The sequence below is a fragment of the Arthrobacter flavus genome (assembly GCF_039526005.1).
GTDB lineage: Bacteria > Actinomycetota > Actinomycetes > Actinomycetales > Micrococcaceae > Arthrobacter_D > Arthrobacter_D flavus.
In genome coordinates, this window is the sequence record NZ_BAAAIJ010000039.1 from 1 (window position 1) to 2,084 (window position 2,084).

General features: G+C 56.6%; 2 protein-coding genes and 1 pseudogene. 1 reads left to right on the forward strand and 2 read right to left on the reverse strand.

What is annotated here, in order from left to right; all coding sequences use genetic code 11:
* Nucleotides 1-65 precede the first annotated feature (65 nt).
* The gene (locus ABD059_RS09905; protein ID WP_343879576.1) at nt 66-1,073 is read right to left on the reverse strand and encodes an MFS transporter; all 1,008 of its coding nucleotides are present in this window, start codon (nt 1,071-1,073) and stop codon (nt 66-68) included.
* Nucleotides 1,074-1,215: 142 nt separating this feature from the next.
* Here ABD059_RS09905 and soxR point away from each other — a divergent pair, with 142 nt between their 5' ends.
* A complete protein-coding gene (gene soxR / locus ABD059_RS09910) occupies nt 1,216-1,674 on the forward strand; it encodes a redox-sensitive transcriptional activator SoxR (RefSeq protein ID WP_343879578.1) in 459 nt (152 codons plus the stop codon).
* A gap of 172 nt (nt 1,675-1,846) precedes the next feature.
* Here soxR and ABD059_RS09915 read toward each other — a convergent pair.
* Nucleotides 1,847-2,084, reverse strand: a pseudogene (locus ABD059_RS09915) (hypothetical protein); the annotation flags it as partial.

A 2,084-nucleotide genomic window follows, 5' to 3' on the forward strand; every position in this document is an offset into this window, starting at 1 on the left:
CCGTCAAAACCAGCTGCAGCAAAAGACTGCCGCTTAACCCGAAAAACGACTATCCCGTGTCTCACTTACTTGACACACCTCACAGCCGCGAATATCTCCCATCTGGGGATTGAAACGCTCACCATCGTGATCAGGCCGAAGGCTACGGCGGAGAAGATGAGGATACTTTTGAGGCGGACGTTGACCCATGTACCGATGCCTGCCAGCCACAGACCGAGAAGAGCCCCGACGCTGTAAGCGGCCAGAGCGTATCCATAAGCACCAGCTGGGGCGTCGGGTAGATCGGCTAGGTACGGCACAGCCAGAACAGTGGCGACGGCAACCAGGAAGGACGCGCCCGCTGACGACACGAACGCCATAGACACTTCTGGTGGTAGTTGGCCTTTGTAGCTTCCCAATCTCGAAGCGCACCCAAGCCCCGCATTTTGTGGAGATACTTTTCGGGGAGCTGACATCTTATGGCCCTTGCCGGGCGCGAGCCGTTTGAAGCCTAGAAGGGCCAGGGCGACCACGAATGTAAGAACGTTGATCCCTAACGCGAGAGTTAGACCGCCGAGACCAAACAGCAGACCACCGATCGCTGGACCCACCATCTGCGAAACAGTTTTGCCTGTTTTTCGTGCTGCTGCCAGCGACTGCAAGTCATGTCTGTAGGTGGTCCGGAGAGCGGATTCAGCCGCCGGGTTATCAAACGAACCCGCCGCACCCACAAGCACGCCAAGAACGGCGAAGGCGACTGTGTTGGCTTCGGATAAAGGAATGAGTGCTGCAACCAGGACGGCGCGGACCACATAGCTTCCCAGCAAAAGAACCCGCCGATCCACGAAATCCGCAATAGTTCCGCCTACTGCGGCAAACAACGAACCGAGAAGCATTCTCCCCAGGAACGTCGAGGCTAAAGCAACAACACTATCGCTGACCGCATACACACCCAGCGGGACAACGACTGCCGTTATGCCATCACCAAGCTCCGACGTGAGAAATGCCGCCAGCAGCCGGCGACTTCGCTGATCCGTAAAGGGGCGGATCAACTGCCTTGTTCCTTCCCACCGCCTTGTCATAGCTTCAAGCACCGAGGAAAACGCGCTCTGGGCGAGTCAGCACTGCCCCGACAAGCCGAACTTGTACTTATATCCATCCCCATAGCAATCATTGACGAAACCTATGCGCTCAAGCGCACTTGAGCGCAACAGGTATCCGCCGTAGCTTTGCTACATGACTCAAGCAGCGCGCCAATACCTAGGAATTGGCAAAGTTGCCGCGCGATCGGGGTTCGCGGTGTCAGCCATTCGCCACTATGAGGATCTCGGTCTTGTTCGTAGCGCCGGACGGAGCGGGCATCAACGAGTTTTCGACCGCAGCGTGTTGCGTCGTCTAGCCTTTATCGCCGCGGCCCGAAACGTCGGACTAAGTCTGCGGGAGATCCACAAAAGCCTTGAAGGCATTCCCCTCAATACAGCCCCAACCCCTGCCGACTGGCATCGGATCAGCGCGCCATGGAAGATGAAAGTTGACGCCAGGATCCGTGAATTGAATACCTTACGACGGTCACTCGACGACTGCATTGGATGTGGATGCCTGTCAATGAAGACTTGCGCAATGCTAAACCCTCAAGACGAAGCTGCCGCCGAAGGTTCGGGCTCACGGTGGGTCAACGCCGCGATGAAAGAATAACGGGCCTACCCGCAACGACCCACCTGACCTGCCATCGCAGCACCTACCAAGTGATTCCCTCATAGCTTCAACCACCCGGCACGCACAAAGGGTCGTCAAAACCGTTCAATTCGCACGTCGTGTCTCATCTTTCGGCGTCACGAAATCCATCGTTTGCGGACGCCTGAAGACTTTAAGCGGCAACCTCAAAGATGATCTCCAAACTGCTGAGGTGGCCCAATCCAGTACGTGGCGCGGTCGGGTGTTGATTCGCTCGGCGGATGTCGTCGAGGTCGCGCATTGAGAACTGTCGCAGATCCGCACCTTTGGCGAGGTATTGGCGCAGAAGTGGAGTGGTCCCCAGAAGTTGGACACCGAATTTAGGATCCTTCTTCAGGGAGTAATCAGATGTATTCAGGAAGCACGTTGAG

What these genes read in the sequence shown, in the direction of transcription:
- soxR (WP_343879578.1), top strand. Translation starts at nt 1,216, where the DNA reads ATGACTCAAGCAGCGCGCCAATACCTAGGAATTGGCAAAGTTGCCGCG.